A 26,914-nucleotide genomic window follows, 5' to 3' on the forward strand; every position below is an offset into this window, starting at 1 on the left:
AGTGCGCCGGTGTGGGCTGGGAAGTCGCCGATACTTGCGGGTATGCGCGAGAAGGTGCGGGAGAATACAGACACTGTTGCTTCCCGTCAGAAAAGGAAAACACGATGACTGTCACCACCTCCGTCGACGACGCCCACCGCCGGCCAGCCGGAACACCCGACATCACTATCAAGGCTCTCGGCAAACTGTCGGAAGCACTCGAGGTTGTGGATAATGCCCGCGGCCAGCTCTACTCATTTCATCGGCTCACCGGCAAAGCCGACCTTGCTCTTGGCGAAGCCGTCGACCTTCTGCGCGAGGCGGGCCACACCGCCATTGCCGACCGGCTCGAGAAGGTAATGGTGGGCCGGAACGTCATTGAGGGGCGGTGGACGTTCCAAATAGTTGAGGACTATGACGACAACTACTACGCCGCTTTTGCCGCAGAAGAAAAGAAGGCTCGGGATGAGCTTGTTGCCGGCAAGAGGCACATCTTTGAAGCGGAAATGAAAGAGGATCGTCGCACCCACAGCAAACGCCACCATGAGGCCACACCGCACGAATCCTAAGAGTCGTCGCTCGCCGGTTTCGTTGACTCGGCCTGATCGGATGCCGGTTCTGCGTTCGCCTGCGCGATCGCGTCGGCGAGGTCATCCACGAAGACCAAATCTTTTCTGAAGTTGCCCATGCGGTAGGCGGCGCGCGCAACAAAATGCGCCGAAATAGGCGCGGTGAGCATCTGGAATACAAAAATGGGGATCAGCACCAGCATCATTGACCAGCTGCGCGCTGACAGTGCGAGCGCGATGAGTACCAGAACGAGGCCAAGCACCTGCGGTTTGGTTGAGGCATGCAATCGGCTCGGGGCATCAGGGAATCGCACGAGCCCAACCCCAGCAGCGAGAGTCAGGATGCCGCCGAGCACAAGCAGGATGGCGGCAATGAGGTCAGGGATGGTTTCAGTCGTCAACGGGAGCCTCCCCCTGTGGGTCACTGGCATCTTGTTTGGAGACGTAGCGGGCGACCGCGATCGTGGCAAAAATTGCTGTCGCCGCCAGTACGAGCATGAGCGGGATCGTGCGCGTGTGTCCGTTGACCACCATGTCGGCTCCGACCGCCAGCATGAGTGTTGTCAGCAGAACGTCAGACGCAATCATCCGGTCGAGGATGCCCGGCCCACGAAGCAGACGGTAAAAAGTGAGCAGGGTGCCAGCGCAGAGTAGGGCCACAGCGGCTATGTGAAGTGCCGGGATCATCGCGTGCGCCCGTCATATCCAGAGGCCAGCGCCCTGCAGTTGGCCACATCCTCCGGGGAACCAATCGCCCGCACGAGGGAACGCTCAACCGAGTGCACGGAGCGCCGCAGGGCATTCACCGCACTCTCATCGGTGGTGTTGAGGGCATGCAGGTACAGCACCGATTTGTGGCGGTCCACCTCAAGAACTAAGGAACCAGGGATGAGGGTGACCGTGATCGCGGTGAGGGTCATGATGATGTCAGAGCGCGTCACCAGCTGCACCGCAACGATCGAGTTTTTCGTCACACCTTTCGGAGAGAAGGCCTGCCACGAAACCTTCACAGATCCAGCCACAAGTTCGCCCAAGAACCTGATCAGGTAGAGGGCGAACCAGAACGGATTGAAGCGACCGGAGAGTTGCACGGGGGGAAGGTAGAGGGCGCTCGTCACCGCGAATGCAATCAGCACCCCACTGGTGACGCTGAGCGGGCTGACAGTACCCCACAGCAGCATCCATAAGGCAACAAGCAGGAGGATCAGCGGGAGCTGCTGCCAGATACGCCAGCGAAGCTCACGACGAGTCAACGGCTCGGCCGGCTCGGCATTGGTGGGAGAAAAATCAGTCATCGTTGCCACCCGGGAAGACGATATCGACGTAGGTGAGCGGACCCTGCAGGTTTTGGCCCGCACGGTCGCTGTAACCGTACAGTGGGCCCGCAAAAATGGTGAGCGCGAGGCTGACCAGCACCATGAAGCCGGTCACCACCACCATCAGAGTGGGCGCTTGCTTGGCGGCGCGAACCCGGGTAGGACCCGGTGCTTCGGAAACGTTCTCAAGCAGCCGCGATTCGTAACCCTGAACGTCTTTCGCAGGCCTCCAGAAGACCATATTCCATACTCGCGCGAGCGAATAGAGGGTGAGAAGAGAGACGAGCGCGCCCGCAGCAATGAGCACATACCCGAGGGGCAAGCCCTGCTGTGCAGTGGCCTCGAAGAGGGCGAGTTTGCCGATGAAGCCAGAGAACGGTGGAATGCCGCCGAGGTTGAGGGCGGGAAGGAGGAACAGTATGGCCACCAGTGGCGCAGCCGTCAACAGACCGCCAAGCTTTGTGATGGAGGTCGTGCCTCCGATGCGTTCGATGAGCCCAGCGCCGAGAAACAGGGTCGTCTGCACGATGATGTGGTGCACAATGTAGTAGATCGCTGCCGCCGTGCCGGCCGCTGTGCCCAGCGATATGCCCAAGATCATGTAGCCGATGTGGCTGACGAGGGTAAACGAGAGCAGCCGTTTGATGTCTGCCTGCGCGACCGCTCCAAGCACGCCAATGACCATGGTGAGGAGCGCCACCACCATGAGCGCACTGTTGAGTTCTGGGCCGGGGAAGATGACGGTTTCGGTGCGGATGATCGCATAGACGCCCACCTTGGTGAGGAGCCCCGCAAACACGGCCGTAACCGGTGCCGGTGCCGTCGGATACGAGTCTGGCAACCAGAACGAGAGGGGGAAAATTGCTGCCTTGATGCCGAAGGCGATGAGGAGCATCACATGCAGTACGATCTGCACGTCGATCGGGATCTCCGCCATCCGCAGCGAGATCTGCGCAATATTGACAGTGCCCACCGCACCGTAAATCATCGCGATGGCGGCGAGGAACAAGAGCGACGACACCAGACTGACCACCACGTAGGTGGTGCCCGCCCGGATGCGCTCCTTCGTTCCCCCGAGCGTGATGAGCACGTAGCTCGCAACAAGGAGGATCTCAAAACCGACATACAGGTTGAAAAGGTCCCCCGCGATGAACGCATTGAAGACGCCCGTCGCAAGGATCAGGTAGGTCGGATAGTAGATCGAGACGGGAGTCTCGTTGTCTCGGTCGGCGAGGCCCTGGCCGAGCGAGAACACGAGTACGGCAAGCAGCACGATCGCCGAGACGACGACCATGAGTGCCGAGAGTCGGTCGACGACGAGCACGATGCCAAAGGGGGCGGCCCAGCCGCCGACTTCCATCGCAAGCGACCCTTCCGCATCCACGACGAAGATGAGTGCCGTGCCGATGGCAAGCACAATAGCGAGGGCACCAATGGCGATGATCCGCTGTGCCTGCGGTCGCTTGCCGAGAATTAGCGTCAGCGCGGCACCCACGAGCGGGGTCAGAACGACCAGCGGCACGAGTGTGTTCATGAGTCACCCCGATCCGTGGTGATCGTCGATTGTTCTGTCTCATCGTCGGCTGCCTGTGCATCCGCTTCTTCAAGTTCGTGCAGCTCGGTGCCCTCGTCAACGACAAAGTCACTATCTGAGGTGGTGTCTTCAGGATTCTCCCCCGGCACGCCGAGGCTCGTACGAAGCGCGATGTCGTCTTCGTCGTCCTGAAGAGTGTCGCCCTGCGCGAGCCGCCAAGCCCGGTAGATGAGTGCCAACAGAAACGCCGAAACACCGAAGGTGATGACAATGGCGGTGAGGATGAGGGCCTGAGGGAGGGGGTCAGTCATGTCTTCTGCGGGGATCCCTCCGCCGACGACCGGTGCGACGCCAGCCTTTCCCGCCACGATGATCAGAAGCAGGTTGGTGGCGTTGCCAACGAGCAGAAAGCCGAGCAGCACCCTCGTCACGCTGCGCTCGAGCATGAGGAAGACTCCGCAGGCATACAGCACCGCCATAACGATGATGGGGATCAGGGCGATGGTCACGACGGCACCTCCTCGGCATCAGTGTTCTGCTTCGTGTTCGTGGTGTTCGTGGTGGTCGTGGTGTTCGTGGTGGTCGAAGTGGCTCCCACATCGTCTTCTTCGTACTGCCGGTCAACTTCTGCCCCCAGGCTGCGCAGCACATCGAGAACGAGCCCGATGACGACGAGGTAGACCCCGATGTCGAAGATGGTGGAGGTCACAAACTCGATGTGGCCGAAGATGCCGAATTCGCCCTCGAACAGGGTCGAGCTAAGAGCATCCCGACCAAAGAAGAGTGGGGTTATCGCCGTTCCGACCGCAAGTACCAGGCCGGCACCGAGCACTTTGCCCGCATCCACCGGGGCGGCCGCACCGAGTTCTTGTCTTCCGCCAGCGAGGAATCGGGCCACGAGCGCCATTCCCGCAACAATCCCGCCGGCGAATCCGCCCCCGGGTGCGTTGTGACCGACGAGGAGCAGATAGAGCGAGAGCACGATGATGGGGTGGAAGAGCAGCCGCACGACCACCTCAAGGAGAATGGAGTGGTTGCGCTCGGCAAGTGATCGGCCGGCGAGCAACCACAACCCGCGGTCATTGTTACTGGGATCGCTCGCGTTTCGCAGGGTCGCGTGGCCAGCCAGCTGGGCGTCACGCCGACCGACTTTCGGAAGGTTGTCGACCCCTCGACCGCTGATGAAAATAAGGCTCGCCACTCCCGTTGCGGCGGCAATGACCACAGCAAGCTCACCCATCGTGTCCCAGCCACGGAGGTCGACGAGGGCAACATTGACGACGTTGCGGCCGTGCGCCTCGTCGAATGCGAGTGCTGGCCACTCGAGCGAGATGGGAAGTTGCGTGCGCGCCCCGGTTGCAACGAAAGCGACGACCGCCATGATCGTTCCGACGGCGATGCCGACAGCTACCCGCAGCCCGCGTTTCACCGAGCCGTGAACTTTGCCGAGCCTGGCCGGAAGCCGCCGAAGAACGAGAACGAAAGCAATGAGGGTGACGATTTCAACGAGAATCTGGGTGAGCGCAAGGTCGGGGGCACCCTGGAGTGCGAAGAGTGCCGACATCCCGATTCCGGTTACTCCGACGAGCACCGCTGCTTGGAACCGTTTCGTCGCTCGCGTCGCGGCAATCGCCGCGATCACCATGGCGAGGCCGATGACCGCTTGTACGGGGTAATCCCACAGCCTAAAAGATCCGGTCCAGGTGCGATTGAATGCCAGCGAAGCACCCATGGTGACCACGAAGACGGTCAGGATCACTCCGAGGTAGAACGGCAGCGATCCGCGCTGGGTGAGGCTTGTTATGCGCGCCGCCGTTCGGTCGATCGCGCGCATTACGGCGCCGTAGCCGTCGGCTGCCGAGTACCCGATCGCAACACGCTGCTGAACGTGAGTGACCCGGGTGCGAGCGAAGAACAGCGCGCCACCGACCACCAGGGTGAACGCGGAGAAGGCGAGAGCCGGTTCGAACCCGTGCCAGAGGGCGAGATGGTAGATCTCACCTTCTGGCGATACCAGGTCGGTGGCGAACAGCGCCGAGTAACCCACGATGAAGTAGTCGACGGCGGGTGCCGCGAGCCCCAGCACAACTCCGGTCACCGCAAGAATGACGGGTGCACCCCAGAACAGTGGCCGCTCTCGCACTGCCCCGATTTTCTTGACACCCGGTTTGGTGGCGAAGGCGCCCCACATAAAGCGGGCGCAGTACGCCACGGTCAGCACCGAGGCGAGCACGACACCGATGAGAGCGATCCAGCCCAGGGCCGTTCCACTCTCGGCGTCGGTGAGAAGAGCCGTAAAGGCGGCCTCTTTTGCGACATAGCCGATGGTCGGCGGAAACCCGATCATTGACGCAAGTGCGAGGGCACAGACAGCGGCGAGAACGGGGGCGCGTCGCCCGAGCCCGGAGAGTTTGCGTAGGTCGCGGGTACCGGCGCGGTGGTCGATGATCCCAATGGCAAGAAAGAGGGTGGATTTGTAGAGGGCGTGGGCGAGGAGGAGGGCGATTCCGGCAAGAGCCGCATCCTGGGTTCCGTATCCGACGATGACGAAGAGGAACCCCAGTTGGCTGACCGTACTCCAGGCAAGGATGAGTTTGAGGTCGTACTGCTTGAGCGCATTCCAGCCACCCAGCAGCATCGTGGTGAGCCCGAGCACAACAACGACTTCGCGCCACCCGGGTGTGTCTGCAAATCCGGGGGCGAACCGCGCGACCAGATAAATGCCCGCTTTGACCATGGCGGCGGCGTGCAGGTAGGCGCTAACGGGGGTCGGTGCCGCCATTGCTGTCGGGAGCCAAAACTGGAACGGAACAATAGCCGATTTGGATGCGGCGCCCACGAGCACCAGCATGACGGCAACGGTGACGATGGTATTGGACGGGCTCGCCGCGATGATTCCAGAAAGACTCGACGTGCCAGTTTCGACCGACAGCAGCACGAGACCAACGAGCATGACAAGCCCGCCGAGAGTGGTGACCAGCAGTGCCTGCAGCGCCGCACCTCGACTGGCTTTTTTGCCGGTGTAGTGGCCGATCAGCAGGTAGGAGAGCACGCTGGTCGCTTCCCAAAAAATGAAAAGCAGGAACACGTCGTCGGCAAGCACCAGCCCGTACATTGCACCGGCGAACGCCAACAGTAGGCCAGCAAATCGGCCGAGGGCTGCCTCATCATCCTCAAAATATCGCGCACAGTAGATGAGTACAAGCGCGCCGACTCCGGTCACGATGAGGGTGAGCAGCCACGAGAGTGTATCCATGCGCACCGAGATCGAGAGGCTAAGTTCGGGGATCCAGTCGACTTTCTGCGCGATCGTTGCGCCGGCGACAACTCGGGGGCTCTCGATGAGCGCGGCAACGAAGGCTGCGAGCGGCACAAGCGCGGCGACGAAGAACACCTGGCGACCGAGCCAGCGCGTGAGCGTCGGGATGATGAGCGCTACGACACCGAATGCTGCAAGCAGAGCGAGCATCGGGCCTCCACGGCGGTGTTCGGTCGTGTAGGGCGGCTCAGTGGCGTAGCAACCCGGCGGAAATGGGGCAGTAGCGTGCACTGCCCGCCCCTATTCTAACCGGGCGGCTGGGAAGACGTACCCACTCGCGCCGCGGTGACAATCACCTTGCCCACGGTGCGGCCCGAATCTACATGGGCGAGTGCCTTATCCGCATCGGCAAACGACCACGTACGCTCAATCACGGGCGCTAGCGCACCACCGGCGGCGAGCGCCACCAGCTGCTCCAGAATCTGCGGCTTAGCGACGGCGGCAAGCGGACGAAAACGGCGCTTCGACCCGATCGACATGACGGATGCCGCCAGCAGTCGCCCGACCGGTCCCAGCACGCGGTTACCTTCCCCCGACACCAGCACCACAAATCCGCCGGGGCGCAGCAACTCCCTCAGCCGCCGCAACGGCGCCGTTCCCGCGATATCGATAACCGTATCGAAGCCTCCCTCGGTTGCTTTGGGCGAGAGTTCATCCATGCCCGGCTGCACCATGCGGTAATCAAAGGTGCGCTGCGCTCCAATGCTCTCCACGAGGGCGCGGCTTCGCTGGCCGCACAGTGCCCAGACTTCGGCACCGCGCAGGTGAGCGAGTTGCACCGCCATCGTGCCGACGCCACCGGATGCACCAATCACGAGCACCCGTTGACCCTCCGCTACTGCGGCGAGATCGAGGGCCTGCCATGCGGTTCCACCGGCCATGGGTAGTGCTGCGGCGATCACAGGGTCGAGCGGGGCAGGACGGGGAACGAGCCGCGAAACTGGCGCAATTGCGTACTCGGCGAGACCGCCGCCGTTGATCTCGCCCAGCACCTCATCCCCCCCGTGAAACTCGGTTACCGCTGCGCCCAGTCCGACAACGGTTGCGGCAACATCGTGGCCGCGCACCCGCTGCCGCGGGCGTCGCCCGCCGAAGGCTGCCCGAAGCAACAGCGGTTCGCCGCGCATCACTCGCACATCTGCAGAATTCAGCGCCGTCGCTCGAATCCGCAACAGAACCTCACCGGAGCCGGGAGTCGGCACCGCCAGCGCTCCCGGCTTCACAACCTCGGGCCCGCCATAGCTCGTCTGGCTCCAGGCGCGCATCATGGTCGGCACCGCTGGTGTCTTTTCTTGGCCGCTCAGGTTGGCGGCAGCATCCGCGGTCATCTCTGTTCCTCGGGGTAGTGGAAAACGGCGTCAATGCCTGTGCCGAAGACGCGAGAGATCTGAAACGCCAGCTCGAGCGTTGGCGAGTATTTGCCCTGTTCGATGGCGATAAGCGTTTGGCGGGTTACTCCGATGTGGAGGGCAAGCTCAGCCTGGGTCAGCCCCGCCTCGTCACGGAGTGCGCGGATGTTGTTAGTTACTCGAGTGGGTTTAACCATCAGACGAGCCCACGACGGTAGGCAATCACTGAGGCGATGCCCCCGATGAAGGCGGATGTCGCGAAGGCAAAGAACATGGTGTTGGCGATCCAAAACCAGTCGGCTTCGAATGCGCAGAGCACAAGCACACCGAGCCCGCCGATCACGAGAAAAGCTTGGCCGACCCGATCGCTCATTCGGGATATATCGCGATCGCGCTGATCAGATTTGCCGACCCCGTCGGCGTCGCCCAGTCCGGCAATGATCCCCCAGAGCACGCTCACCACAACCGCGGCGACGATGCTGACCCCAATTGTCCAGGCCATGATGGGCCACCACACCACTTCATCGAGCGGGCCGTCGGCTGCCTGTTGCAGCACGACACTGACGTACACCGTCATCGCGATCAGGGTCACGATGAGGCCCGACCACACGTTGCGTTCTTCGTAAACCACAACAACCTCCAGTGTAAAGAATTATTTACATTGAGAGTAGACGGTGCTGCCACAGAATGTCAAGAATCTTTTACACACTGGATGCTACGCCCTGAGTTGGCGCCAAACGAGAGCTATTTCTGCCACGCGCCCTTCTCGCGGGTGGCAAATTCGCGAAAAGTAGTGGCGGGATGTCCGGTGATGCGCCGGACGGATCGGTTGGGGAAAGCCGAGATGTTGAACCGTACGATGCGGTAGATCATCTTTTGCACGGCGATGTAGTCCTCGGGTTTGCCCTGTGTGCGCAGGCGGGAAAGGTACTCGGTTTCGCTGGGTCGCCGATAATGGATGCTTCGCCCGAGCACGTCACTAAGGGTGGAAGCGACATTGCGGTACGTGAGGCTCTGCTCGCCCGAGAGCGTGTATGCCTGTTTGATGTGACCGGGTTCGGTGAGCACGGCTGCGGCAACGCGTCCGATGTCGCGAGCGTCGATGAAGGCGGTGAATGAGCGCCCGGCGGGCACGAAAACGTCGTCATCATCACGGATCTCCGCCGCGTGAGTGGTCGACAGATTCTGCATGAAGAAGTTGGGGCGCAGAGATGTGTATGGCGCACCGGTGCTCTTCAGATATTGCTCGACGGCGTAGTGAGGGGTGCTGCGGTTCTGCTGCACGCCCTGCAACGACAGGAACACAATCTGGTGTGTGCCTCGACGTTGGGCGGCATCGATGACCGGAAACAAATACTTCTGCACATCGGCTATTGCGGGAGGTCGCATGAGGAACAGTCGGTCGCACCCTTCCAGTGCGTGATCGAGTTCGGATGGCGCCATAGAAAAGTCGAAGTGGCGTGCTTCCGCGCCCTCCCGAAGATGGGTCGCGTCGTCTGCGTTGCGCACGGCACCGAGCACGGATGCTCCTCGTTCGAGCAGAAACTCTGTCACTGCGTCGCCGACGGTGCCGGTAGCACCGGTCACGAGAACACTCCTGGTCATTTCTTCGTCTCTCTGGTTACGCGATTTATGAGGTCCGCAAGGGTTGTCAGTTCGGCCGATGTCAGGGCCGCGAATCTGGGTCGCAGGCGTTCGGCGGTGGCGCCTTCGAAGTGCTCCACCTCGTCGCGGGCGGCGCGGGAAAGCACAATGATGCGTGAGCGGGCATCATCAGGGTTGACCCTCATATCGACGTGACCTTCCGTCCGCAGCGCGTCGACGAGCTGAGTAACAGCGCCGGCAGATACTGCGAGGAGTTCCGCGAGACGGCCCGGCGTTAAGCCGGAGGGTGTTCGGGCGAGGAGGAACAGCGCTGACATTTGCGAGCTGGTCAGTACCCGACCTTCGAAGGGGCGCCGCTGCTCTGACGACAGAACTCGACTGAGCGATGCCACACTGCCGAGCACCACGCGCACTGGGTCGACGGGTGCCTCGGCGTCGCTCATCGGGCGCTGACGAACGGCATCTCGTGCACGTACTGGCGATCGTCAATCTGGGTAATGAGAAACGTGGCGAGGTCGTCGCGACTGATCTTTGTGGTGCTGTCACCACCCACCCAGCCGACGCCGTACGAGCCTGTCCCCGGCTCTTCGGTGAGGCGGGGCCCGCGCACGACCGTCCACTCCACCCCACTCTGCTTCAGCAGCTCTAGGTGTGCTTCGGCATCCGCGAGCACCTGACCTGACAGCAGCTTCAGGAGGCCCCGGATGATGCGATCGGGAAGCTTCGGCTGGTCCCTACCCTCGGCACGCAAGCCTCCGCCCGAGAGGGTCACGATCCGGGTGATCCCGTGATGCTTCATCGCTTCGAGGATCAGCCGGGTGCCGTCTGCCTGCAAGTCATCCGGGGAGCCCTTCACATGCCCGAAAACGCTGAGTACAGCATCCACTCCCTCCACTACGCGATCGACAGACTGCGCATCGAGCACATCTCCCTCGATGACTGTGATCCGGTCGTCGACGACGGCGATCTTGGCGGGGTCGCGCGCGAGTGCGCGCACCGAGAACCCCTGCGCTAGAGCTTGATCGAGCACACGGCGACCGGTTTTGCCGGTTGCACCAAATAGAGCAATGGTTTTGGTCATCTAATTACTTTAGCAACTAAACAAAAATGCTGAGGGGAAAAATTTCGGCGAGCGCCACCTCGACCAGCGAATCTCCCCTGTCGGAGCAACAACAGGAGGGTTGTGGCGGAAACCTACACTCACAGGTCTTCGAGAAGGGCCAACAGTTCATCGGCTCTGACCAAGTAGTCCTCGAGCTTTGCCCGCTTCGTTGTCGCTTGCTGGAGGAACTCTTTCAGGCGTGAACGCACCTCTGGGCTGGAGGAACCCGGCTCTCCACCCTGCAGTGAAGCGATGATGTCAAGAAGGTCGCTCATCTCCTCCAGAGTGAAACCCAGAGGCTTCATCCGACGGATGAGCAGCAACCGCTCAAGGTCTTCTCGCGTGTACAGCCGAAACCCACCCTCGGAACGCCCGGAAGGTTTCAACAGATCAACGTCGTCGTAGTGGCGAATGGTGCGCAGCGACATGCTCGATTTTTCGGCTAGTTCGCCAATGTGCATCATCGTGACCGCGGTCTTGTTTGCGACCATGCAGCCTCCCATTCTGTGGCTTGACACTCTACCCTAACGTTAGGGTAGAGTTGACAAGTTGGTCGCGCGCTTCAAACCGAAAAATCGCCACACCAACCGCCAGTCGCCGCCACGTGCGCAGGCTGGGTGCGCAACGATGCGCTCCACACTTTCATTCACTGGTTCCTCTTCTCGAGCGCCCCAACCTGGAGGCATCCATGGCCCTCAATCGCACGTCTGACGCGCCCAGCCGCTACAAACCCAACCCCTCGGTCCTCACCGCTCTTCGCACACCGCGCATCCTCATCAAAGAAGTTCTCGCGGGTCTCGTCGTCGCTCTCGCCCTCATTCCCGAGGCAATCGCGTTCTCGATCATCGCCGGAGTTGACCCCAGACTCGGGCTCTTCTCAACCTTCATAATGGCGATCGTGATCTCGTTCGTCGGCGGACGCCCCGCGATGATCACCGGTGCTACCGGTGCTGTTGCTCTCGTCATCGCCCCCGTCGCGCGCGAGTACGGACTCGAATACTTCATCGCCACCGTAATCCTTGCCGGTGTTTTCCAGCTCATCCTCGCCGCAATCGGTGTCGCAAAACTCATGCGCTTCATTCCACGAAGCGTGATGGTCGGATTCGTCAACGCTCTCGCGATCCTCATTTTCACATCGCAATTGCCCCAACTGCTGGGAGTTCCCTTTCTGGTGTACCCCCTCGTCGCATTCGGAATCATCATCATGGTTGTCATGCCGCGACTGACCAAAGTCGTTCCCGCCCCACTGGTAGCCATCGTCGTGCTGACCGCCATCACGGTGCTGGCCTCGATTGCGGTGCCAACGATTGGCGACCAGGGTGAGCTGCCACGCAGCTTGCCCACCCTGTTTGTGCCAAACGTTCCCCTCACTCTCGAGACGTTCACCATCATCGCCCCCTTCGCCCTCGGAATGGCCCTCGTTGGCATTCTGGAATCGTTGATGGCCGCAAAACTGGTCGACGAAATCACCGACACCCACTCGCGTAAAACCCGGGAGGCCTTCGGTCAGGGAACCGCAAACATCATCTCCGGCTTCTTCGGTGGAATGGGCGGCTGCGCCCTCATCGGCCAAACCATGATCAACGTCAAAGCGTCCGGAGCGCGCACCCGCATCTCCACCTTCCTCGCCGGGTTCTTTCTCATGGTGCTCGTCATCACCGTCGGCGACGTGCTCGCCGTCGTGCCGATGGCCGCACTCGTCGCCGTGATGATCATCGTGTCGGTACTCACGTTCGACTGGCACAGCATCCGCCTCTCCACTCTCAAGCGCATGCCCAAGAGCGAGACCACCGTGATGGTCGCAACAGTGATCGTGATCGTCGCAACCCACAACCTCGCCATCGGCGTTGTCGTGGGTGTGATCATCGCGATGGTCGCCTTCGCCCGCCGCGTCGCGCACCTCGTTACCGTCACGCGCACCCTCCCCGAAGACGAGAACGTACCGACAGCCCTCTACACGGTTGACGGCGCGCTGTTCTTTGCCTCCAGCAACGACCTCACAACACAGTTCGAATACACGGATGACCCCGACCGGATCGTGATTGACGTGTCGGCCTCCCACATCTGGGACGCATCGACGGTGGCGGCGCTCGACGCAATAACAAACAAATACGAACACCTCAACAAACGCGTCGTGATTGTCGGGATGAACGAGGCGAGCACCTCACTCCACACCCGCCTTGGCGGCAACCTCGGGGCCGGGCACTAACCGCTGTTTCCCCCATGAGAAACGACCGCACGCCCATGAGATGGCTGCCGTGGGCGACCCTCGTTGCCGCCGCGGGAGTGCTTTCCGTGATGACGGCACCGGGCCAGACCGCGGGGCTCTCAGTATTCACCGACCCGCTCATCTCAGAACTCGACATCTCTCGAACCGGCATCTCAGCGAGCTACTTTTTCGGCACGATAGCCGGCGCTGCGGCACAACCATTCGTCGGTCGCGCACTAGACCGATTCGGGGCGCGCTCTGTCACCATCGCCATCGGGGTCCTGTTTGCCGGTGTGCTGCTGGCGCTCAGCTTTGTCGGCGATATTCTGGGCCTCACGGCCGGCTTCGTTGGGGTTCGGATGCTCGGCCAGGGTGCCCTCAGCTTGGCCGCAACGACCGCAGTGGCCCGCGCAATCACCCGACACCGTGGGCTCGCTTTGGGAATAACCAGCGCAATAGGCTCCGCAGGAATCTCCCTCGCCCCGGTCGGCTTGGAACGCTTAATCTCCGCCGTCGGGATTTACGATGCCTGGCGCTGGGAAGCCGTGATCGTTGCAGCGGTCGTCATCCCCCTCGCTCTTATCCTGCCGGGCCGTGGCCCACAGAGACACAATTTAGACACGCTATCGACGGCACAAATCGTGATTCAACAGGAATCATGGGCGCTGGGCGAGGCAGTTCGCACCGGAATGTTTTGGGTGATCGCAGCATCGCTGGCCGTCTCAGGCATGCTCAGCACCGCTCTGGCTTTTCACCAGATTGCGCTTCTGGGCGAACAGGGGCTGACCCCGTTCGAGGCGGCCGCCAACTTCCTTCCCCAAACCGTGACAGGAATCGCCGCAACACTGCTCGTCGGCGTCTTTATCGACCGAGTGAGCCCCAAACTATTCGTGATCTTCTCAATGCTCACTCTGGCGGGTTCACTGCTGCTCCTGCCGATCGTTTCCCCCGGCTGGACGGCAATTATGTACGGCCTCACCCTCGGTGCCGCGGGAGGCAGTCTGCGCGGGATGGAAGCCGCCGCCTACGTTCGCTACTACGGAACAGCCCACATCGGCTCAATTCGCGGAGTCGCAACCGCGATCAACCTCGCATCAACGGCGGTCGGACCAATCGCCCTATCCCTGGGCGTCGATATCAGTGGAAGTTTCACCGGCCCCGCTGTTGCCTTCTCGATCCTCCCGCTCTTCGTGGCAGTACTCGCAATTTTCGTTCGCCCACCGCACCGTCGCAGCGCTACGTGACCCGGCGTCTCCCCAGCACAGCGCGCGATAATGGCGTCATGAGCCGACGCAACCGAATGAGCGATGCCGGAATGAAACTGATGAACGGCGTTCACCGCGCCGTGCTCACCATTTCTGGCGGCAAGCTCGGCTGGACTCTGGGTCGGATGCCCACCGTTGAACTTCACACCACGGGGCGAGTTTCAGGCGTCCAACGTTCCACACTCCTGACCGCACCCGTGCACGGGAGAGGCCGCTGGGTTTTTGTCGCCTCAAAAGGGGGCGACGATCGCGACCCCCAGTGGTACCGCAACCTCGTGGCGAACCCGGAGGCCGCCATCACCGTGCGAGGACGCACCCTCAAAGTGCACACCCGCACGGCGACCGCTCTGGAGAAAGCCGAACTGTGGCCGCAAATTGTGGCCGTGAACGACCGTTACGCGGGGTATCAGCGCAAAACTGACCGCGACATCCCGGTGATCATCTGCGAAGAACGCTAACCGCACCCAGCGCGGGCTGGCGGGCTGGCGGGCTGGCAGCGCAAACTAGCGGCGCAGTTCCAGCGTGCAGCACTTCACGCCGCCACCACCCAGCAGCAGCTCCGACAGGTCGACGCCGATCGGGTTGTAGCCGCGCTCCTTCAGCTGACGCTCGAAGTCTTTAGCGCGGGCGGCGATGACCACGTTGTAGCCGTCACTGTAGGAGTTGAGGCCGAGCACGGCGGCATCCTCTTCCGTGGCAAGAATGGCGTCGGGGTACAGCGCCCGAAGCTTCTCAAGAGAGGGCTCATCGAAGGCACTCCCCAGGTAAGCAATGTTGGTCTCATCGAGCTTCGCGATGGCCGTATCGACATGGTAGAAACTGGGGTTGATCAGGTTGAGGGAGACAACGTTGCGGCCCGAGATTTCTGCAAGCTCTGTGTGGCTTTCGACAGAAGTACGAAAGCCCATGCCTGCCAGAATGTTGTCACCAACAAGGAGAAAGTCGCCCTCACCCTCATTGATGTTCTTCGGGTCGGCAACCTCGAAACCGTGTGCGCCGAACCACTCCATGTAGGCGGGGCCTTCCGCTTTGCGCTCGTCATAGGTGAAGAGGGCGCCATAGGCTTTGCCGTCGATCACAAATCCGCCGTTTGCGGCGTAAACCATGTCGGGGAGGCCATCGATGGGGTCGATGAGGTGAACGTCAAAACCGAGCTCGATGTAGGTGTCGTACAGCGTCTGCCACTGTTTGACGGCCAGATTAGTGTCGGTGGGGTCTTCGGGATTCATCCACGGGTTGATGCGGTAGCTGACGGTGAAGAAGTCGGGACGGCACATCAGCACGGTCTTCGCGGTGGCCTGACGAGCAGGCGTGGTCGAGTGAGTGTCAGTGATCGTCATAACCCCAGTGTTTCACGCACCTATCCGCAATGTCTCGGCAATATGCGCACTAATGCGGCGCAAAGACTAGTCACGGCACAATATTTCGCCGTAGAGTTGCGGAATGGACAAGCTGGACGCAGGAATCATCGACATGCTCCGCCTCAATGCCCGCGCTGGCTACGGCGATATCGGTGACGCGGTAGGTCTTTCTGCCTCCGCAGTTAAACGGCGTGTTGATCGACTTGTGGCCACCGGGGTGATCCGCAGCTTCACCATTCAGGTCGACCCCGCCGTTGACGGCTTGGGAACCGAAGCCTACGTCGAACTGTTCTGCCGCGGCAACGTGGCTCCGCACGAACTGAAGCGAATTCTGAGCGCCATCCCCGAAGTGGTGGATGCCGGAACAGTCAGCGGATCGGCCGACGCCGTCGTGCACATGCGCTCGCGCGACATCCACTCGCTCGAGGTCGCCCTCGAACGTCTCCGCACCGCCACCAACGTTGACAACACTCGCAGTTCGATCGTGCTGTCGCGACTCATTCACCGCCGCTACGAATAGAACCAAGGCGGCGTTGTTTTGCGCAGCGAATCGGCCGCTTCACAACGAATTCCGTCTTGTAACACGAAGTTAACCGGGCAAATCGGTGCACAATGTTGCGCATCGCCGTGATATCCGATTGACTAACTAGACAGTCGCGAATCAGTTTTCGTGACCTCGGAGGTGCACGACGACGTGACGGTTTCAGCCCAGAACACTAGCGATGCAAGCCCTGCCGCGGCAGATTCTCGCTCTGCAGCACCCGGCGCGAGCGAGCCTGAAGGCACCGTCGTGCTTGAGGGTGTGACCAAAAAATTTGGCGGCGCAACCGCGGTCGACAACATCAGTTTGCACGTGCGCCCCGGCGAATTTCTTTCGCTGCTCGGGCCCTCCGGTTGCGGAAAAACAACAACGTTGCGCATGCTTGCCGGCTTTGAAGAACCGACCGAGGGCCGCATCCGAATTTCTGGTCAAGACGTGGTGGGCATTCCCCCCCACAAGCGCAACGTCAACACCGTATTTCAGGCCTACGCGCTCTTTCCCCACATGAATGTGGCCGAAAACGTCGCTTACGGTCTGCGCCAAAAGGGCACCGCAAAGTCAGAGATTCGTCAGCGCGTCACCGAATCGCTCGAGATGGTGCAGATGGTGTCATTCGCTGACCGAAAACCGACCCAGCTGTCGGGCGGCCAACAGCAACGTATCGCCCTCGCCCGTGCCCTCATCAATCGTCCCTCTGTGCTGCTGCTCGATGAGCCGCTGGGGGCCCTCGACCGCCAACTGCGTGAAGAAATGCAGATCGAGTTGAAGCTGCTGCAATCGCGGCTAGGGATCACCTTCATCTTTGTCACCCACGATCAGGGCGAAGCTCTCTCGATGAGTGACCGCATCGCCATCATGCGCCGCGGCCGCATTGAACAGTTGGATGACGCCGATACGATTTATGACTCCCCCGCGAGCGCCTACGTTGCGGGCTTCATTGGCCAGCAGAACTTCATCCCGGGCACTGTTTCGATCAACACGAGTGTCATGGAGTCGCGCTTCGGTGTGATGCGCGCCGCAGCACCGCACGCTGAACTCAAAGCGGGTTCGGAGGCGCAGGCTGCCGTGCGACCCGAAGCGGTCACAGTTGCGGAGTCGAGCAGGGCAGCCACCGAAGCATCCACTGCTGCGGAGAATGAGATTTCGGGCGAAGTGATTGGTGTTTCCCATCAGGGCGAGACGCTGCAGTTTTTGGTGTCGATCGGTCACGGCCAGACTCTTCTCTCCCGTGTTCCGCGGCCCAATGCTCCCCGCCTCGCCGTCGGCGAGCAGGTCATTTGTTCGTGGGATGCCGCGAGCGTCCACCTTTTTCCCAACGAGCAGGCAACAGAGGCTCAGGCCGACATTGCCAGCGCCGTTTCTAACCCAGCCCCACCCACCAGTTCAATGGCCCTTTAGAAGGAGCATCCTGATGTCACACGAAAACCCGGTACGCATTCTTGCCTCGACCTCGGCAACGAAAATCATCAAGTCGGAGTTGAACCGGCGCCGCTTTCTCGCACTGTCTGGCACAGCCGCCGGTGCCGCTCTGCTCGCCGCGTGCAGCCCACAGTCGGGAGGAGGCTCCGCGCCTCAGGCCACCGGCGGCGCACTCGAAGGTGCACTCTCGGTGTACAGCTGGGGTGACTACGACGACCCCGATCTGGTTGCCGAATTCTCCGACGAGCTCGGCCCAACCGTGACCTTTGATTCGTTCGCCTCCAATGAGGAACTGATCTCCAAGCTGGTTGCTGCCCGCGGCACCAGTGGTTACGACATAGTTGTTCCCACGGGACCGTTTATCCCGCAAATGGTAGAGAACGGCCTACTCAGCAAGCTGAACCTCGATCTCATCCCCAACATCTCCGACATGGACCCCGCGTTCCTCGGGCGCGACTGGGATCCCAATAACGAGTACTCCATCTGTAAGGCTTGGGGCACCACCGGCTACGTCTACGACAAGACCAAGATCAGTCGCGAACTCACCACCTGGGCCGATTTCATTGATGCCGCCCAGAACGAAGCCAGCGGCAGAACCTCCGTTCTCGATGACCCCGCACCGCTGCTCGGCATCTACTACTGGGCCAACGGCATCGACTGGAACACGACAGACGAAGCTGACCTCGCAGCAGCAGAAGACTTCTTGACCAACACCCTCGCCCCCCACATCTCAGCGTTCGACTCCTACCCCGGCGGCGCAGCAATTCCGCAGGCGCAGCAGATCCTCATGCAGTCGTGGAATGGTGACGCCCGCATCGGCATCATGGAAAGCGACGACCCCGACCGCTGGCAGTGGGTGCTCGGCTCGCCCGACACTGAACTGTGGATGGACAACTGGGCTATCGCCGAGGGCGCAACCAACCCCGAAGCCGCCCACGCTTTCATCAACTATGTGTTGGCTTCGGATGCAGCCCTGCGCCAACTCGACTACATCGGCTACCACACCGGTGGCACCGGCATCGAGGAGGCGGCACGGGATGCCGAACTCGAGATGCTCGACCTGGTCTTCTTCGACGAGGAGCAGGTCAAGACAATGCACACGCAGGCCCTGAGCGAAGCGCAGCAGCGCATCGTTGAGATCTGGGACAAGACCAAGGCCGCTGCTGGCGCCTAACCGCGGCCGCCAGTCGAGAGCACAGAATGACCACCACCCTTGAGAAGCGACCTGCCCCAGGACGTGGGGTGCCGGCCGCTCAGGTGCGCCCGCGTCGCCGCCTGAAGCTGCCCAGCTTCGCCCTCGCAATTCCTGCGTGGGCGTGGCTGATCGCCTTCTTTGTGGCGCCGGTCGCGCTGGTGGTGTGGTTCAGCTTCGGATACAAGCCAGGCATTTTTGGTACCCACGCCAATGATGTGCTGTCTTTCGATCGTTATGCCGAAGCGCTGTCACCGACGTTCTTTTCTACGTTCCAGAACACGCTGTGGGTGGGAGTTGTCGGCACGCTGATCTGCTTGGCAATCTCCATCCCGTTCGCGTACTGGCTCGCGTTTAAGGCCCCGGTGTCGCGCCGCGGGCTGCTGCTCGCCATGGTGATGATTCCGTTCTGGACCAACTTTTTGGTTCGCACGATTGGGTGGCAGATTATTCTTGCCCCGAGCGGATTGCTCTCTACCGCCCTGCAGTCAATCGGGGTGCTCGACCAGCCGCTCGAAATTTTGTTCACGCGCACTGCGGTGTTGATCGGTGTGGTCTACAACTACCTTCCGCTGATGATTCTGCCAATGTTCGTAGCCTTCGACCGGGTATCGCTGCCGATGCGTGAGGCAAGCAAAGACCTCGGTGCCGGCCGATGGTCAACCTTCCTCAACGTGACTCTTCCGTTGGCGAAGCCGGGCATCATTGTCGGCATCCTGCTCGTCTACATTCCTCTGATGGGTGACTACATCACCGCCACCGTACTCGGCGGTGCCAAGGGCAACATGGCCGGCCAGATGGTCGCCAACCAGTTTCAGACCGCCCAAAACTGGGCACTGGGTTCGGCAATGGCGGTAGTGCTCGTGCTCACAATTCTCACCACCATCGCGATCGCCGCCCTCATTTCTTGGCTGGCGACCATTCCGCTCCGGGCCAGTCAGCGACTCGTTCTGGGAGGCAAATCATGAAGCGCCTCTCCCTGACCGACATCTCGCTGAAGGTATGGGCGATCATCGTTTTCATCTTTCTGTTCTCACCGATCGCCATCATCATCATTTACTCGTTCAACGAGGGTCGGTTGCTGGTTGCCTGGAACGAGTTCGGTTTTGGTTCGTTCGCCACCATCGCCACCAAACCGGCGATTACCGATGCCGTGCTGGTGTCGATTCAGACCGGGTTCATCGCGGCGCTGATCGCCACAGCCCTCGGCACCATGGCCGGTGTTGCTCTGGCTCGCCACGCAGGCAAGTGGGCGCCGTGGTTTCTGATTCTGCTCATCCTCGTCACCGTGACCCCCGAGATTGTGGATGCCGTCTCGCTTCTGCCCTGGATGGTGTTCCTCGGTCAAGATGTTGGCCTCAGCATCTTCGATGACGGCATTGTTCGACTCGTTGTCGGCCACTCCCTCTTCGCTACCGCTGTCGTTGCCTACATCGTGCGCTCGCGCCTCATCGGAATTGACGAAAGCTTGGAAGAGGCCGCCGCCGACCTGTATGCGCCCCCACTCAAACGATTCACCCAGATCACGCTTCCGCTGGTGATGCCTGCGGTACTGGCTGGTGGTCTTCTCGCGTTCACGCTGAGCCTCGACAACACGATCGTGTCGGCGTTCGTGCAGGTGTCGGGCACCACCCCGTGGCCCGTCTACGTGCTCAGTGCGGTGCGCAGCGGCTTGCGCCCCGAAATTGCCTCCGTCTCCACCATCATGCTGCTACTGACGCTCGGAGCTTTGGCTTTGGTAGCTTACGTCTTGCGTCGGGCCGGCGACTCCCCGACCGACATCGCCAAAACAGTCGGAGGCGGCTAAGCCGCGAGAGATGGTGCACGAAACTATGAACTTTGCTGACCTTGTTTTTACCGGCGGTGCCATTTTCACGGCAACCGGTGGCGAACCCACGCCCGGAAGTGTTGCCGTGCGCGACGGGCGAATCATTGCCGTGAGTGCGGGTGCTGCCGCACCGTCCAGCGACGCCGACATCCAAGCGCTCATCGGCCCCGACACCGAAGTGGTTGAGCTCGACGGCAAACTACTCAGCCCCGGCTTTCAGGATGCCCACGTGCACGCGGTGTGGGGCGGGCTCGATCTCATCCGCTGCGACCTTGCACTCGACTCAACGCGCGACCAGTACCTCACCCGCATCCGCAACCACGCCGTCGCCCACCCTGAGCTTGAGTGGATTTTGGGCGGTGGCTGGAACATGGCCGCCTTCCCCGGGGGAACACCCACGGCATCCGACCTCGACACAGCAGTGGATGATCGACCGGCGTTCATCCCGAATCGTGACGGTCACGGGGCGTGGGTCAACTCGCGCGCCCTCAAACTTGCCGACATCACGGGCGACACCCCCGACCCCGCCGACGGGCGCATCGAACGCGACGCCGACGGTAACCCCACCGGAACCCTGCACGAGGGTGCGATGTCGCTCGTGAACCGCCTGCTGCCCGAAACCTCCCCCGAGGATTACGCTCGCGCCCTGGTGATTGGGCAAAAGTATTTGCACTCGCTGGGGGTCACCGCATGGCAAGACGCCATCCTTGGCGGCTACGGCGACGCGGGAGATGCCACCCCCGCGTATATGGAGGCGGCGCACTCGGGAGTGCTCACCGCACGGGTTGTCGGTGCCCTCTGGTGGGATCGCACCCGAGGCCCCGAACAGATTCCCGAACTGGTGCTGCGGCGCAAAAACAACGTTGCCGGGCGCTTTGCCGCCACCACCGTGAAAGTCATGCAGGATGGCGTCGCCGAGAACTTTACCGCCGCAATGCTCGAGCCCTACCTTGACGGTTGCGGTCACCACACCGACAACTCTGGGATTTCCTTCGTTGATGCCCAGCAGCTGATCTCCAATGTCACCGAACTCGACGCCCTCGGGTTCCAGGTGCACTTTCACGCCATCGGCGACCGTGCCGTGCGGGAGTGCCTCGACGCAATAGAAGCGGCACGCGCCATCAACGGCCCCAACGATAACCGCCACCACATCGCTCACCTGCAGGTGGTGCACCCGGATGACGTTCCCCGCTTCGCACAGTTGGGAGTCACCGCCAACATGCAGTCGCTGTGGGCCGCCCTCGAGCCACAGATGGTCAACCTGACCCTTCCATTCCTGGGCGACCCCCGCAGTTCGTGGCAGTACCCGTGGGGCGACCTGCACCGGGCTGGAACCCATCTGGCGTCGGGCAGCGACTGGTCGGTATCTAGCCCTGACCCCATGGCGGCGATCCATGTTGCCGTAAACCGTATCGCCGCTCCCTGCCACGAGGAGGGCAACTACGAGGCATTTTTGCCGGAACAGAGCCTTAATCTGCTCACCGCAATGACCGCCTACACGGCTGGTTCGGCACACACCAATCATCTAGATGAGACTGGCACCATCGAGGTAGGCAAGTTCGCCGATCTTGTGGTGCTCGACCGCAACCCCTTCACCGGGCCAGTCGAAGAAATCGGACTCACCCGCACCGAACAAACCTTCGTCGAAGGCGAGCGCGTATACCGCGCGCCCGCACAACCATAAGGCTCGCGCACCCAGCGCGAGAGAGGAAAGTGCCCCATGGGCAAAGTAGTTTTCGAAAGAAACGCACCGGCAGCATCCGTCATCAGCCACTCCCTTGAGGGGTCCGTTCAGAAATCCTTCTGGATCGACGACGTCACCGGCGTGCCCACGTTTCCGGTACTGCGCGGCGACATTACCGCCGACCTCGCCATCGTGGGCGGCGGCTACCTGGGCCTCTGGACCGCAGTGCTCGCGAAGCAACGCAACCCCGACACCAAAGTCGTGCTGCTCGAGGCGCGCGAACTGGGCTGGGCAGCCTCCGGACGCAACGGAGGGTTCTGCGAAGCCAGCATCACCCACGGCGAAGCAAACGGAAAGAGTCGGTGGCCCGACGAGTACGCCCAACTCGACCGTCTCGGCATGCAGAACCTCGACGAAATTGAGGCCTCCGTCGCCTCCCTCGGCCTGAACTGCGACTTCGAACGCACCGGCTCGCTCGACGTTGCCATCGAACCGCACGAAATCGAATGGCTCACCGAAACCGAAACCGACAACGACACCGTCTTTCTTGACGAAGCTGCGGTTCGCGCCGAAGTGAACTCCCCCACCTACCTCGCCGCCATCTGGAATAAGCGCATCAACGCAATCATCCACCCCTCCAAGCTGGTGCACGAACTGGCGCGAGTAGCGACCGAACTCGGGGTCGAGATCTTTGAGAAATCACCGGTGCGTGAGGTCGAAACATCCGGTGGGCCCACGGATGCCGCGATCGTGCACAGCCGCCACGGTACGGTTCGTGCCACCAGGGTTGCGCTCGCAACCAACGCGTTCCCGTCACTGCTGAAGCGCACCCGCCTGCACACGGTTCCCGTCTATGACTATGTGCTCATGACGGAACCCTTGAGCCCCGCCCAACTCGCCTCCATTGGCTGGTCAAACCGTCAAGGTTTGGCCGATATGGCCAACCAGTTTCACTACTACCGCATGAGCGCCGACAACCGTATTCTCTTTGGAGGATATGACGCCGTGTACCACTACGGTCGCAAAGTTCGTGAGGAATACGAGAACCGGCCCGAAAGCTTCGAACGCCTCGCGAGCCACTTCTTCACCACCTTCCCGCAGCTTGAAGGGCTCAAGTTCAGCCACCGCTGGGCCGGCTCCATCGACACCTCAACCCAGTTCAGCGCCTTCTTCGCCAGCGCCCGCAACGGTCGCGTCGCCTACGCGGCAGGCTTCACCGGGCTCGGCGTTGGCGCCACCCGCTTCGCCGCCCAAGTCTTGCTCGACAAACTATCCGGGCTCACCACCGAACGCACCGAGCTGCAGATGGTCAAAAAAATGCCACTGCCATTCCCGCCCGAACCGATCGCCTCCCTCGGCATTCAAGCCACCCGGTGGTCACTCAACCAAGCCGACCACAACCGGGGCCGCCGCAACGTGATCCTGAAAACTCTGGATGCCGTCGGCCTCGGCTTCGACTCCTAGGACGGTCATGGCCACTAACGACGCCGGTCTAGCCGCTGCCCCCGAACCCACGCCTGAAGCGCTGCTGCGCTCAGGGGAACCCGTCGCCGCGAGCGCAGTGCCCATCACCCACGAAGCGCTCGACGCCGAGAGCGTGGTGGAGGGACTCCCGACCGTGGGATACACGGTGCTCGACACCCTCGGCGACACCGAGATCGGTGTCTGGGAGATGAGCGTGGGCTGCGCAACCGACACAGAAGAGGATGAAGTGTTTGTTGTGGTGAGCGGGCGTGCCAGCATCCACTTCGCTGAGGATGACCGAACGATCGCTGTGGGGCCGGGCGATGTTGTGCGGCTCACCGCTGGCATGACCACCACGTGGACGGTGACCGAGACGTTGCGCAAGATTTACGTAACCTAGAACCATGATCACGAGACGGGAAGCTGCGCTTCGCCTAGATATCCCGCTGGAGATGGCCCGCCGGCACGACATCCCGAATCGGATGTCTGAGGCCGAGTTTGCAGAGATTGAGACCAACCCGCCAGCGTGGCTGGTGCAGTCGCGCGCCAATCGCACGGGCAAGCGCCCGGTTTGGGCTCAGCTCACCTGCACGGTCTGTGGTTTTACCGAGGCAGCACGGCCGAAAAAGTGGTGGCCTGCCTTCACTTATCTCACGTGCGATTGGCATGCGGCCGATGAGCTGCCGCCCGCCGCTGATGGAATGTACCGCTCTGAGGTGGACGGAATCGGTAGTCGCTTCGTGGGGATCGTTGACGAGAAACCGTAGCTGCTTCGGCTTGGTAGCCAGTGACTATGAAACGAATCGGTCAGGGTGTGCGCCGAATGCGCGCGGCATAAGCATCGAGCACATTCAAGATCCCGCGGTGTTCCCAGACCCTGTTACGAGAGAAGCCGGTGCGCTCGGTGAGTATTCTGCGGTCGGCAAGCACATCCAGTGAGCGCATGACGGTCATATCGCTCATACCAAGGGCGCGAACAAGGTAGCGGGTGTTGACGACTGGCTGCCCGATGAGGCGCGGCAGAACTTTCCAGGCTGCGGAGTCAGAGCGGATGCCGGCGAGGGCGTCCTTGGATTGCTGCAGTTGATCGGCGAGGTTGTCTACGAGTTCCCGCCCGGTCACTGCTGCGTATCGTGCCGCATTGGCGAACCGACGGACGATGGGGCCCGCATCCCCCGATCGGTAGTGTGTCAGCGCTTCGAAGTATGACTCGGTATCAACAAGCAGACCGGCGGAGAGGGGCACGGTGGTGTGGGTGGCGAGGCCCTTGTTGCGCAGCATTGCGTGCGCAATCGCTCGTCCGGTGCGGCCGTTGCCGTCCACGAAGGGGTGGATGGTTTCGAACTGTGCGTGTGCCACCGCCACCTGCACGAGTACTGGTACATCGGTTCGGCGCGCGAAGGCAACCACGTCGCTGATCGCGCTGGGCACGAGGCCGTGCTGGGGGGCAATAAACGATGCCGTCCGAGGCCCCGCGTTGTCTCTATTGCCGATCCACACGAGTTCCTCGCGGTATCTGCCCGCTTCATGCTCAAGCCCTTCTTGACGACTGAGAAGTTCGTAGTGCATAGCTAGGACGCTCGCCTCGTCCAACTTGTCGGAGAGCCGCAAGGCTGCTTCCATCGCCCGAACGTTGCCAACTACGGTCAGCGCGTTCTGCTTCTGCCCTTCGTCAAGCTCGGCGAGCGCGAGCTGCTTAGCAGAGCTCGTGAGGTGCTCGATCTGGCTACTAGATGCTGACTCGGTGCGCAGCAGAATTGCCGACATCGGTGCAAGCGCAGGGTCTGACGCGCCAAACAGGGTGAGGGAGTGCAGGTCAAACTCCCGAAGAGCGAGTGCGGCTTCCTCAATGTTCGCGATCGTCTCGCTGTCCAGCCGTGGGGACCACGTTGCGATAGCAGTCGTCACCGTCGATTGGTAGGCACCGGTCTGTCGTTCGACTTCGGAGCGCGAGTACATTTCGGGAAATCTCGGAACCCACTCGTGAACGTCGTAACCCACCGGCGGCACGGAGATGACACCGGGTTGCGCGCTCTCATGATCTGTGGCCACAGTCGAATGATACCAACACCTATACGTATAAGTGTTGGTACATTTGATCAGAGCGATATGTTTGCGAGTTGGACATGTCCCCGCTAGCCGGACATGTACTGAATAGGAGCATCTTTACGAATCGGAGACTGTGATGGATAGAACGAAGGAACTACTCGATGCGAGCAGCCCACGAAGGGTCAAGTCAAACCCCGCCCTTGGTGCGGCGCTCAGTGACGTGGTTGAGGCGTCCACCCGATCGCCGCACTATCGACGACCGATCTTCATAGCCGGAATCTCAGCACTTCTACTCGGTGCAGGCACCGCGGCCGCGGCTGCTGCCGGGCTCCTGTTTCCGGTCCTTCCGCCATCGCTGTTCGAGACCGGGGAAGGCTATGACTACTCATGGAACATCGTCGTGACCACTCATGATCAAGAGTTTTCCTGTAGCGGAGGGTTTACTCTCGAACCCGTCCAAGGCGCGCGTGGCTTTGACCAGAAGCTCTTTGACGAAGCACAATTGTTTGTCCAGACACAGGACTGGTCGAGCATCCGCCCCAACACCGCGTTCATGGACGACGAAAATGTACTGGCCAAGCAAACCGCCGAGATGCTCTCGAGGTCAATGAAGTCGCAGGTGATCGCGGCGACACAGGCCGAGTTTGAGTCTCGAGGCACCCCGTTGCAGGGCCTCTCCTTGAGGGGAATCGACGAGTGCACGTCGTAGACGCTCACGCTCGGGATGCGATCCGGCGGCATCAGTCAGCCCTCTTCGCCTATTTCACCTATCGCGTCGAGAGCATCGAGGATGCTGCGGACCTCTTCTCGGAGACGGCTCTTGTCGCGTGGCGCCGACGACGCACAATGCCCGCTCACGACGACGAGGCTAAGCGGTGGCTCTATGGAGTCGCGCAACACTCTGTTCAATCATCGCCGAGCTGGTCGCCGTCGAAGCAAACTTCTGGAGACTCTTCGCGATGAGCTTATTCGCGCAGACACGCTCGCCACCGCAGAGGGCGAGAATGAGAACGACGCGCAGTTCAAGGTTCGCGCAGCGCCGAGGTTCGGCCGCCACCAGCATCTCCCCTGTTAACGGCTCCACTAAGTTCAATAATCACGGCGGATACCTCGTGCTCCGCTTTGGGGC

General features: G+C 61.4%; 30 protein-coding genes. 15 read left to right on the top strand and 15 right to left on the bottom strand.

Annotation, left to right across the window (positions count from 1 at the left end; all coding sequences use genetic code 11):
* The first annotated feature begins 104 nt into the window (after positions 1 to 104).
* Positions 105 to 548, top strand: coding sequence for a hypothetical protein (locus tag FB472_RS06440; protein WP_141990209.1), 444 nt, complete (start codon positions 105 to 107; stop codon positions 546 to 548).
* On the opposite strand, the gene mnhG is transcribed toward FB472_RS06440, so the two are convergent.
* The 13 genes from mnhG to FB472_RS06505 all read right to left on the bottom strand — a co-directional run bounded on the left by mnhG (position 545) and on the right by FB472_RS06505 (position 11,264).
* Positions 545 to 949: a monovalent cation/H(+) antiporter subunit G gene (gene mnhG / locus FB472_RS06445; protein WP_246078114.1), complete on the bottom strand. Its 405-nt coding sequence runs from the start codon at positions 947 to 949 to the stop codon at positions 545 to 547. The genes FB472_RS06440 and mnhG overlap by 4 nt on opposite strands.
* Positions 939 to 1,235: an MrpF/PhaF family protein gene (locus FB472_RS06450; RefSeq protein ID WP_141990211.1), complete on the bottom strand. Its 297-nt coding sequence runs from the start codon at positions 1,233 to 1,235 to the stop codon at positions 939 to 941. The genes mnhG and FB472_RS06450 overlap by 11 nt, the downstream gene beginning before the upstream one ends.
* Positions 1,232 to 1,843 carry a Na+/H+ antiporter subunit E gene (locus FB472_RS06455; RefSeq protein WP_141990212.1) on the bottom strand — a complete coding sequence of 204 codons (612 nt, stop codon included), beginning with the start codon at positions 1,841 to 1,843 and terminating at the stop codon, positions 1,232 to 1,234. Before FB472_RS06455 ends, FB472_RS06450 begins: the two co-directional genes overlap by 4 nt.
* Positions 1,836 to 3,398 carry a Na+/H+ antiporter subunit D gene (locus FB472_RS06460; RefSeq protein ID WP_141990213.1) on the bottom strand — a complete coding sequence of 521 codons (1,563 nt, stop codon included), beginning with the start codon at positions 3,396 to 3,398 and terminating at the stop codon, positions 1,836 to 1,838. The genes FB472_RS06455 and FB472_RS06460 overlap by 8 nt, the downstream gene beginning before the upstream one ends.
* Positions 3,395 to 3,907, bottom strand: a complete 513-nt coding sequence (locus tag FB472_RS06465; RefSeq protein ID WP_141990214.1) for a Na(+)/H(+) antiporter subunit C — start codon at positions 3,905 to 3,907, stop codon at positions 3,395 to 3,397. The genes FB472_RS06460 and FB472_RS06465 overlap by 4 nt, the downstream gene beginning before the upstream one ends.
* Positions 3,904 to 6,867: a Na+/H+ antiporter subunit A gene (locus FB472_RS06470; protein ID WP_141991492.1), complete on the bottom strand. Its 2,964-nt coding sequence runs from the start codon at positions 6,865 to 6,867 to the stop codon at positions 3,904 to 3,906. Before FB472_RS06470 ends, FB472_RS06465 begins: the two co-directional genes overlap by 4 nt.
* 95 nt (positions 6,868 to 6,962) lie before the next feature.
* On the bottom strand, positions 6,963 to 8,045 hold the full coding sequence (locus FB472_RS06475; RefSeq protein WP_141990215.1) for an NAD(P)-dependent alcohol dehydrogenase: 1,083 nt from the start codon (positions 8,043 to 8,045) through the stop codon (positions 6,963 to 6,965).
* On the bottom strand, positions 8,042 to 8,263 hold the full coding sequence (locus FB472_RS06480) for a helix-turn-helix transcriptional regulator (RefSeq protein ID WP_141990216.1): 222 nt from the start codon (positions 8,261 to 8,263) through the stop codon (positions 8,042 to 8,044). The genes FB472_RS06475 and FB472_RS06480 overlap by 4 nt, the downstream gene beginning before the upstream one ends.
* The gene (locus FB472_RS06485) at positions 8,263 to 8,697 is read right to left on the bottom strand and encodes a hypothetical protein (protein WP_141990217.1); all 435 of its coding nucleotides are present in this window, start codon (positions 8,695 to 8,697) and stop codon (positions 8,263 to 8,265) included. The genes FB472_RS06480 and FB472_RS06485 overlap by 1 nt, the downstream gene beginning before the upstream one ends.
* A gap of 113 nt (positions 8,698 to 8,810) precedes the next feature.
* A complete protein-coding gene (locus tag FB472_RS06490; RefSeq protein WP_141990218.1) occupies positions 8,811 to 9,671 on the bottom strand; it encodes an SDR family oxidoreductase in 861 nt (286 codons plus the stop codon).
* Positions 9,668 to 10,114: a MarR family winged helix-turn-helix transcriptional regulator gene (locus tag FB472_RS06495; protein ID WP_141990219.1), complete on the bottom strand. Its 447-nt coding sequence runs from the start codon at positions 10,112 to 10,114 to the stop codon at positions 9,668 to 9,670. The genes FB472_RS06490 and FB472_RS06495 overlap by 4 nt, the downstream gene beginning before the upstream one ends.
* Positions 10,111 to 10,752 (bottom strand): NAD(P)-dependent oxidoreductase, encoded by a 642-nt coding sequence (locus FB472_RS06500; protein ID WP_141990220.1) that lies wholly within the window; start codon positions 10,750 to 10,752, stop codon positions 10,111 to 10,113. The genes FB472_RS06495 and FB472_RS06500 overlap by 4 nt, the downstream gene beginning before the upstream one ends.
* 119 nt (positions 10,753 to 10,871) lie before the next feature.
* Positions 10,872 to 11,264: a MerR family transcriptional regulator gene (locus FB472_RS06505; RefSeq protein WP_215730396.1), complete on the bottom strand. Its 393-nt coding sequence runs from the start codon at positions 11,262 to 11,264 to the stop codon at positions 10,872 to 10,874.
* A 197-nt stretch (positions 11,265 to 11,461) separates the two neighbouring features.
* On the opposite strand from FB472_RS06505, the gene FB472_RS06510 reads away from it, so the two are divergent.
* The 3 genes from FB472_RS06510 to FB472_RS06520 are packed head-to-tail and all read left to right on the top strand — an operon-like array spanning position 11,462 to position 14,705.
* Positions 11,462 to 12,982, top strand: a complete 1,521-nt coding sequence (locus FB472_RS06510; RefSeq protein ID WP_141990221.1) for a SulP family inorganic anion transporter — start codon at positions 11,462 to 11,464, stop codon at positions 12,980 to 12,982.
* 14 nt (positions 12,983 to 12,996) lie between these two features.
* Positions 12,997 to 14,226: an MFS transporter gene (locus FB472_RS06515; RefSeq protein ID WP_141990222.1), complete on the top strand. Its 1,230-nt coding sequence runs from the start codon at positions 12,997 to 12,999 to the stop codon at positions 14,224 to 14,226.
* Positions 14,227 to 14,264: 38 nt separating this feature from the next.
* Entirely contained in the window at positions 14,265 to 14,705 is a 441-nt protein-coding gene (locus tag FB472_RS06520) for a nitroreductase/quinone reductase family protein (RefSeq protein WP_141990223.1), read from the top strand.
* A 45-nt stretch (positions 14,706 to 14,750) separates the two neighbouring features.
* On the opposite strand, the gene ddaH is transcribed toward FB472_RS06520, so the two are convergent.
* On the bottom strand, positions 14,751 to 15,587 hold the full coding sequence (gene ddaH, locus FB472_RS06525) for a dimethylargininase (RefSeq protein WP_141990224.1): 837 nt from the start codon (positions 15,585 to 15,587) through the stop codon (positions 14,751 to 14,753).
* A 103-nt stretch (positions 15,588 to 15,690) separates the two neighbouring features.
* On the opposite strand from ddaH, the gene FB472_RS06530 reads away from it, so the two are divergent.
* The 9 genes from FB472_RS06530 (at position 15,691) to FB472_RS06570 (ending at position 24,503) form a co-directional block, all read left to right on the top strand.
* Positions 15,691 to 16,128 (top strand): Lrp/AsnC family transcriptional regulator, encoded by a 438-nt coding sequence (locus FB472_RS06530; protein ID WP_021809944.1) that lies wholly within the window; start codon positions 15,691 to 15,693, stop codon positions 16,126 to 16,128.
* A 150-nt stretch (positions 16,129 to 16,278) separates the two neighbouring features.
* Positions 16,279 to 17,547: an ABC transporter ATP-binding protein gene (locus FB472_RS06535; protein WP_215730397.1), complete on the top strand. Its 1,269-nt coding sequence runs from the start codon at positions 16,279 to 16,281 to the stop codon at positions 17,545 to 17,547.
* Positions 17,548 to 17,560: 13 nt separating this feature from the next.
* Positions 17,561 to 18,742, top strand: a complete 1,182-nt coding sequence (locus tag FB472_RS06540) for a polyamine ABC transporter substrate-binding protein (RefSeq protein WP_141990225.1) — start codon at positions 17,561 to 17,563, stop codon at positions 18,740 to 18,742.
* A 26-nt stretch (positions 18,743 to 18,768) separates the two neighbouring features.
* Complete coding sequence (locus FB472_RS06545; RefSeq protein WP_141990226.1) at positions 18,769 to 19,728, top strand: ABC transporter permease; 960 nt, start codon at positions 18,769 to 18,771, stop codon at positions 19,726 to 19,728.
* Positions 19,725 to 20,567: an ABC transporter permease gene (locus tag FB472_RS06550; RefSeq protein ID WP_141990227.1), complete on the top strand. Its 843-nt coding sequence runs from the start codon at positions 19,725 to 19,727 to the stop codon at positions 20,565 to 20,567. The genes FB472_RS06545 and FB472_RS06550 overlap by 4 nt, the downstream gene beginning before the upstream one ends.
* Positions 20,568 to 20,577: 10 nt before the next feature.
* Positions 20,578 to 22,272 carry an amidohydrolase gene (locus FB472_RS06555; RefSeq protein WP_342775544.1) on the top strand — a complete coding sequence of 565 codons (1,695 nt, stop codon included), beginning with the start codon at positions 20,578 to 20,580 and terminating at the stop codon, positions 22,270 to 22,272.
* A gap of 36 nt (positions 22,273 to 22,308) precedes the next feature.
* Positions 22,309 to 23,736: an NAD(P)/FAD-dependent oxidoreductase gene (locus FB472_RS06560; RefSeq protein ID WP_141990228.1), complete on the top strand. Its 1,428-nt coding sequence runs from the start codon at positions 22,309 to 22,311 to the stop codon at positions 23,734 to 23,736.
* A gap of 7 nt (positions 23,737 to 23,743) precedes the next feature.
* Entirely contained in the window at positions 23,744 to 24,136 is a 393-nt protein-coding gene (locus tag FB472_RS06565) for a cupin domain-containing protein (protein ID WP_141990229.1), read from the top strand.
* Positions 24,137 to 24,140: 4 nt separating this feature from the next.
* A complete protein-coding gene (locus tag FB472_RS06570) occupies positions 24,141 to 24,503 on the top strand; it encodes a hypothetical protein (protein WP_141990230.1) in 363 nt (120 codons plus the stop codon).
* A gap of 40 nt (positions 24,504 to 24,543) precedes the next feature.
* On the opposite strand, the gene FB472_RS14490 is transcribed toward FB472_RS06570, so the two are convergent.
* Positions 24,544 to 25,788: a Fic family protein gene (locus tag FB472_RS14490; protein WP_281283228.1), complete on the bottom strand. Its 1,245-nt coding sequence runs from the start codon at positions 25,786 to 25,788 to the stop codon at positions 24,544 to 24,546.
* Between the two features lie 133 nt (positions 25,789 to 25,921).
* On the opposite strand from FB472_RS14490, the gene FB472_RS06580 reads away from it, so the two are divergent.
* Positions 25,922 to 26,494, top strand: a complete 573-nt coding sequence (locus FB472_RS06580; RefSeq protein WP_141990231.1) for a hypothetical protein — start codon at positions 25,922 to 25,924, stop codon at positions 26,492 to 26,494.
* Positions 26,482 to 26,748: an RNA polymerase sigma factor gene (locus FB472_RS06585; RefSeq protein WP_141990232.1), complete on the top strand. Its 267-nt coding sequence runs from the start codon at positions 26,482 to 26,484 to the stop codon at positions 26,746 to 26,748. The genes FB472_RS06580 and FB472_RS06585 overlap by 13 nt, the downstream gene beginning before the upstream one ends.
* Positions 26,749 to 26,914: the final 166 nt, after the last annotated feature.

Source organism: Rhodoglobus vestalii (genome assembly GCF_006788895.1).
Lineage (GTDB): Bacteria > Actinomycetota > Actinomycetes > Actinomycetales > Microbacteriaceae > Rhodoglobus > Rhodoglobus vestalii.

Excerpts from the sequence above, each read along its gene's own strand:
- FB472_RS06450 (WP_141990211.1), bottom strand. The coding sequence starts at position 1,235 with ATGATCCCGGCACTTCACATAGCCGCTGTGGCCCTACTCTGCGCTGGC.
- FB472_RS06480 (WP_141990216.1), bottom strand. The coding sequence starts at position 8,263 with ATGGTTAAACCCACTCGAGTAACTAACAACATCCGCGCACTCCGTGAC.
- FB472_RS06515 (WP_141990222.1), top strand. The coding sequence starts at position 12,997 with ATGAGAAACGACCGCACGCCCATGAGATGGCTGCCGTGGGCGACCCTC.
- FB472_RS06470 (WP_141991492.1), bottom strand. The coding sequence starts at position 6,867 with ATGCTCGCTCTGCTTGCAGCATTCGGTGTCGTAGCGCTCATCATCCCG.
- FB472_RS06520 (WP_141990223.1), top strand. The coding sequence starts at position 14,265 with ATGAGCCGACGCAACCGAATGAGCGATGCCGGAATGAAACTGATGAAC.
- FB472_RS06455 (WP_141990212.1), bottom strand. The coding sequence starts at position 1,843 with ATGACTGATTTTTCTCCCACCAATGCCGAGCCGGCCGAGCCGTTGACT.
- FB472_RS06555 (WP_342775544.1), top strand. The coding sequence starts at position 20,578 with ATGGTGCACGAAACTATGAACTTTGCTGACCTTGTTTTTACCGGCGGT.
- FB472_RS06500 (WP_141990220.1), bottom strand. The coding sequence starts at position 10,752 with ATGACCAAAACCATTGCTCTATTTGGTGCAACCGGCAAAACCGGTCGC.
- ddaH (WP_141990224.1), bottom strand. The coding sequence starts at position 15,587 with ATGACGATCACTGACACTCACTCGACCACGCCTGCTCGTCAGGCCACC.
- FB472_RS06580 (WP_141990231.1), top strand. The coding sequence starts at position 25,922 with ATGGATAGAACGAAGGAACTACTCGATGCGAGCAGCCCACGAAGGGTC.
- FB472_RS06540 (WP_141990225.1), top strand. The coding sequence starts at position 17,561 with ATGTCACACGAAAACCCGGTACGCATTCTTGCCTCGACCTCGGCAACG.
- FB472_RS06565 (WP_141990229.1), top strand. The coding sequence starts at position 23,744 with ATGGCCACTAACGACGCCGGTCTAGCCGCTGCCCCCGAACCCACGCCT.
- FB472_RS06550 (WP_141990227.1), top strand. The coding sequence starts at position 19,725 with ATGAAGCGCCTCTCCCTGACCGACATCTCGCTGAAGGTATGGGCGATC.
- FB472_RS06570 (WP_141990230.1), top strand. The coding sequence starts at position 24,141 with ATGATCACGAGACGGGAAGCTGCGCTTCGCCTAGATATCCCGCTGGAG.
- FB472_RS06490 (WP_141990218.1), bottom strand. The coding sequence starts at position 9,671 with ATGACCAGGAGTGTTCTCGTGACCGGTGCTACCGGCACCGTCGGCGAC.
- FB472_RS06460 (WP_141990213.1), bottom strand. The coding sequence starts at position 3,398 with ATGAACACACTCGTGCCGCTGGTCGTTCTGACCCCGCTCGTGGGTGCC.
- FB472_RS06545 (WP_141990226.1), top strand. The coding sequence starts at position 18,769 with ATGACCACCACCCTTGAGAAGCGACCTGCCCCAGGACGTGGGGTGCCG.
- FB472_RS06505 (WP_215730396.1), bottom strand. The coding sequence starts at position 11,264 with ATGGTCGCAAACAAGACCGCGGTCACGATGATGCACATTGGCGAACTA.
- FB472_RS06475 (WP_141990215.1), bottom strand. The coding sequence starts at position 8,045 with ATGACCGCGGATGCTGCCGCCAACCTGAGCGGCCAAGAAAAGACACCA.
- FB472_RS06510 (WP_141990221.1), top strand. The coding sequence starts at position 11,462 with ATGGCCCTCAATCGCACGTCTGACGCGCCCAGCCGCTACAAACCCAAC.
- FB472_RS06495 (WP_141990219.1), bottom strand. The coding sequence starts at position 10,114 with ATGAGCGACGCCGAGGCACCCGTCGACCCAGTGCGCGTGGTGCTCGGC.
- FB472_RS06560 (WP_141990228.1), top strand. The coding sequence starts at position 22,309 with ATGGGCAAAGTAGTTTTCGAAAGAAACGCACCGGCAGCATCCGTCATC.
- FB472_RS06440 (WP_141990209.1), top strand. The coding sequence starts at position 105 with ATGACTGTCACCACCTCCGTCGACGACGCCCACCGCCGGCCAGCCGGA.
- FB472_RS06530 (WP_021809944.1), top strand. The coding sequence starts at position 15,691 with ATGGACAAGCTGGACGCAGGAATCATCGACATGCTCCGCCTCAATGCC.